At 51.7% G+C, this 5,058-nt stretch carries 2 protein-coding genes; one reads left to right on the top strand and one right to left on the bottom strand.

Translation table 11 applies throughout. The features are described from left to right. Positions 1 to 2,045 (top strand): discoidin domain-containing protein (locus ABUA47_RS22925; RefSeq protein WP_349832116.1); only part of this gene is annotated, 2,045 nt, incomplete at its 5' end. A gap of 94 nt (positions 2,046 to 2,139) precedes the next feature. On the opposite strand, the gene mutS is transcribed toward ABUA47_RS22925, so the two are convergent. Further along, positions 2,140 to 4,755 (bottom strand): DNA mismatch repair protein MutS, encoded by a 2,616-nt coding sequence (mutS, locus tag ABUA47_RS22930; RefSeq protein WP_009037481.1) that lies wholly within the window; start codon positions 4,753 to 4,755, stop codon positions 2,140 to 2,142. Positions 4,756 to 5,058 lie beyond the last annotated feature (303 nt).

Genomic DNA, 5,058 nt, shown 5'->3' on the forward strand with positions numbered 1-5,058 from the left:
ACACCGAACAATTCAAGCTATCAAGCAGCGAGAAACCTATATTCGTACCCGAAAAAGGAAACATCAATCTAAACGAAACTGCCGACGCATTGGTGGTGAAAGGCGAGCGTTTCGAAGCCGTCTTCTCCAAGAAAGAAGGAACTTTGTCGGCGTATACACTGAACAACGTCCCCCTGATGAGCAAAGGACTCGAACTGAACCTCTTCCGTGCTCCCACCGACAACGATAAACAAGTGAGCGGCGATTGGCAACGCAAAGGCCTTTACCAACTGCAAACGGAAACCGGCAAATGGGAAACCCGCCAAGAGGAGGACAGAATAACCCTGCACATCCGGAACTGCCACAAAGGCAAACTCGGCTTTGAGTATCGCACAGAAATGGAATACACCGTAAATGCCGACGGTTCCATCATGGTGAACAGCGTCATCATGCCGGTATCCGACGGCGAAATCATTCCGCGCGTGGGCTATCGGATGGAACTGCCCGAAGGCTTCGAGCGTATGCGCTGGTATGGACGTGGCCCATGGGAAAACTACACAGACCGCAAGGACGCCACTCCAATAGGCGTATACGAAAGCACAGTATCGGACCAATGGGTGGACTATGTAAAGCCTCAGGAGATGGGCAACCACGAAGAGGTGCGCTGGATTTCCATCACCAACGCCGACGGTATGGGCTTCGTGTTCGTGGCAGGCGGCCAAATGGCGGCTTCCGCCCTGCATGTCAGAGCGCAAGACATGGCAGACCCCGACCATCTGCAAAAACTGATTCACAAATACGACATCCCGATGCGCAAGGAGACAGTTCTTTGCCTCGATGCCCACAACCGTCCCCTGGGCAACGCAAGCTGCGGCCCTGGCCCGATGAAGAAATACGAACTGCAAGCAGCTCCCGTAGCATTCGGCTTCATCATGATGCCTCTGGAAAGAAGCTACACGCAAAGCGAGCTTACCAGGAAAGCGCGTGTACAGATGCCTGCCTGCATGCCCGTAATGGCAGAGCGCGACAACAACGGCTATCTGCAAATGAGTACCGGAACTCCGGAAGCCACCATCTTCTACAGCCTTGACGGCAACGGATACCGGGAATACACGGCACCGTTCGAGTTCATCGACGGTGGAAAGGTACAGACATACGCTGTTTCCGAAAAGTTGGGCAAGAGCCTTGTCACCACTGTGGAACTACCCATATTCGTAGACCACTCGGCATGGAAGATAGTCTTCTCCAGCAGCGACAGCCAAGGAGAAGAGGCGCAAAACGCCATCGACGGAGACCCTTCCACACATTGGCACACCCGCTGGCACGAACCCGTTCCGGAGTTCCCTCACAGCATTGTGGTAGACATGGCTTCCCTGCTGGTAGTGGACAAGTTCATCTACACGGCGCGACATTCCAATGACAACGGCCACGTCAAAGACTACGAGCTAAGCTTCAGCAAAGACGGAAAGAATTGGGAAGGCACCGTCAAAGGCACATTCTCCAATCTGACGTCCGCCCAAACCATAACATTGGAAACACCCGTCACCGCCCGTTACTTCAAATTCATCCCCTTGTCCGAAATGCACGGCAGGAAGTGGGCTTCGGCAGCCGAACTGGACGTAAGCATCCTGAAAAACATCAGCGGAGCATCCCAGAGACAGACAGTGGTCTCCGCAGACAGCGATGCGGACAACAGCATGAAGCTGGCGGCAGACGGTAACATAAACAGCTATTGGCACACGGTACACAACCAGTTCTACATAGCCCCCTACCCCCATGAGGTGCATCTTGCCCTATCCCAAGAAGCCACAGTAAAAGGCATCCGCTACACTCCGCGGCAAGACAGCGAAGAAGGACGGATAGCTTCCTACGAAGTATATACAAGCAAGGACGGACAGAATTGGGGCAAACCGATTGCTTCCGGCACTTTCGCCACGGGCAAAGCAACGCAAACCGTAGAATTCGCGCCCTGCCGGGCACGCTATGTGAAACTATCGGGATTATCGGCGCATGACAAAGGTCAGAAGGCTGCCGTAGCAGAACTGGAAATAATCCTGGAAGAATAATCTTAGAGAAAAAACTATTAACCATGGAGTTTCAAGGCTTGTGCAAAAACTTGTACAAGTCCTGAAATTCCACGTTTTCTCCTATAAGTAAAAATCACTTTCCCTTCACTATCCGCTTAATATCATTCAGCTTGTTCAGCGCCTCCAGCGGCGTCAAGTTATTCACATCCAGATTCAGTATCTCATCGCGTATCTGGCACAGCACCGGGTCGTCGAGCTGAAAGAAGCTGAGCTGCATACCACCGCGTGTCTCTCCCACTTCCACCATCGGTTTGCTGGAAATCCCCTGCTGGCGGTTGTCTGTTTCCAGTTGTTTCAGAATGTCATTGGCACGCTTCACGATGCTTTTGGGCATACCCGCCATTTTGGCTACATGAATACCGAAGGAGTGTTCGCTGCCACCGCGCTCCAATTTGCGCAGGAAGATGACTTTGTTATCTATCTCCTTCACCGAAACGTTGTAGTTCTTAATACGCTTGAAGCTTTTCTCCATCTCGTTCAACTCATGGTAGTGCGTGGCAAACAAGGTGCGTGCCTTCGCCTTTGGATGCTCATGGATATGCTCCACAATCGCCCAGGCGATGGAAATACCGTCGTACGTAGAAGTACCACGTCCCAGCTCGTCGAACAGCACCAGGCTGCGGGGAGAAAGGTTGTTCAAGATATCCGCCGCCTCGTTCATCTCCACCATAAAGGTAGACTCGCCCACGGAAATATTATCGCTGGCACCCACACGGGTGAATATCTTATCCACCAAACCGATATGGGCACTCTCCGCAGGCACGAAACTGCCGATTTGAGCCAGTAGCGTAATCAGCGCCGTCTGCCTCAGCAAAGCGGACTTACCCGCCATGTTGGGACCCGTAATGATGATAATCTGCTGCGTCTGGCTGTCCAGCATCACATCGTTGGCAATATACTTCTCGCCGATGGGGAGCTGCTTCTCAATGACCGGATGCCGTCCCTGATGGATTTCCAGCACATCGTCGTCGGCAATGACGGGGCGTATATAGTTGTTCTCGCGCGCCGCTGTGGCAAAGGAGAGCAGGCAGTCCAACCGTGCTATCTGGTTCGCATTGATTTGAATGGCAGGAATGAACTCGCTCAAAGATTGTACCAGCTCTGCATAGAGTTGTGTTTCCAGTACCAGTATCTTGTCCTCCGCGCCGAGAATCTTCTCCTCGTATTCCTTCAATTCCTGGGTAATATAGCGCTCGGCATTGGCAAGGGTCTGCTTGCGTATCCACTCTGCCGGCACCTTGTCCTTATGCGTGTTGCGCACCTCGATGTAGTAGCCGAAAACATTGTTGTAGCCTATCTTCAAACTGGGAATCTCTGTCAGTTCGCTCTCGCGCTGCTGTATCTGCAACAGATAATCCTTGCCGGAGTAGGCAATCCGGCGCAACTCGTCCAGCTCGGCACTGACACCGGATTTGATGACACCTCCCTTATTAATCAATAACGGCGGGTCATTGTCTATCTCCCGGTCAATACGGTCGCGGATAGACTGGCAGATATTCAACTGCTCGCCTATATGATTCAAGCTGGCATTATCGGCATCCATGCAAGCTGCCTTGATGGGTTCTATCGCCTGCAAAGCCACCTTCAACGCCACCACCTCACGCGGAGAGACACGCCCTACCGCCACTTTGGAGATGATGCGTTCCAAGTCGCCAATCAAATGCAACTGCTCTTCTATCAACTCTTTGAAATCGGGCTGGCGGAAAAAGTATTCCACCACATTCAGCCGCTCGTTAATCGGCTGCACGTCCTTCAACGGGAATACCAGCCAGCGTTTCAGCAGGCGGGCACCCATCGGGCTGATGGTCTTGTCTATCACATTCAGCAGACTACTGCCACCGTCGTTCATCGACCCCATCAACTCCAGGCTGCGCACCGTGAACTTATCCAGGCGGACATACTTATTCTCCTCGATGCGTGCCAGCGAAGTGACATGCCCTATCTGCGTATGCTGCGTCATGATGAGGTATTGCAGGATGGCTCCCGAAGCGATGATACCGTTCTTGAGATGCTCCACACCGAAGCCTTTCAAGTTCTTCACCTCGAAATGCTTCAGCAGCTTTTCGCGAGCAGATGTCTCGGTAAACACCCAGTCGTCCAACTCGAAGGTGAAGAACTTGCTGCCGAAGTTTCCTTCGAACATCAGCCGCTTGCCACGCTCGAAAAGCACCTCTTTGGGGGCAAAGTTGTTCAGCAGCTTGTCCACATAGTCGAAAGGTCCTTCCGCCGTCAGAAATTCGCCCGTAGATATGTCCAGGAAAGCCACACCGCAGGCACCCTTACCGAAATGCACGGCAGCCAGGAAGTTGTTCTCCCGGTAGTTCAGCACATTGTCGTTGATGGAAACTCCCGGCGTCACCAGCTCCGTGATGCCGCGCTTCACCAGTTTCTTCGTCAGCTTCGGGTCCTCCAACTGGTCGCAGATGGCCACACGCTTGCCGGCACGTATCAGCTTGGGCAGATAGGTGTCGAGCGCATGATGCGGGAAACCCGCCATTTCGATGGTTTTCCCCTTGCCATTGGCACGTTTGGTCAAGGTAATACCGAGGATTTCGGACGCGACGACGGCATCGGTGGAATAGGTTTCATAGAAGTCACCACAACGAAACAGCATGACAGCATCGGGATGCTTTGCCTTCAAGTCGAGGAACTGCTTCATCATCGGGGTAAGGACAATATCTTCGTGCATACAAGTCTTTAATTTTTAATTTCCAAAGCTTTGAGCCAAGAGAGCAGGAAATCGTCAAGTAAGACCCAAAACTTAATGTGACAAAGATAATTCTTTTTTAGAAAACAGCCACGGAGAGGCTTCAAAACCTTAGCAAGCCTTAACAAAGAGACGCATTTTCCTAAAACATGTTATAAAACAGTCTTTTTTATTTGCTTTATTTGGAGATAAGCAAAAGGTTCGTACCTTTGCAATGTGTTTTTCATAGTATTAGATTTAAGGTTAACAAAGGTTGGAGTACAGCGGTACTCCTTTTTTTATGCC

The organism is Bacteroides sp. RTP31139st1_H2_RTP31139_211217 (assembly GCF_040227615.1).
Lineage (GTDB): Bacteria > Bacteroidota > Bacteroidia > Bacteroidales > Bacteroidaceae > Bacteroides > Bacteroides uniformis.

What these genes read in the sequence shown, in the direction of transcription:
- mutS (WP_009037481.1), bottom strand. Translation starts at nt 4,755, where the DNA reads ATGCACGAAGATATTGTCCTTACCCCGATGATGAAGCAGTTCCTCGAC.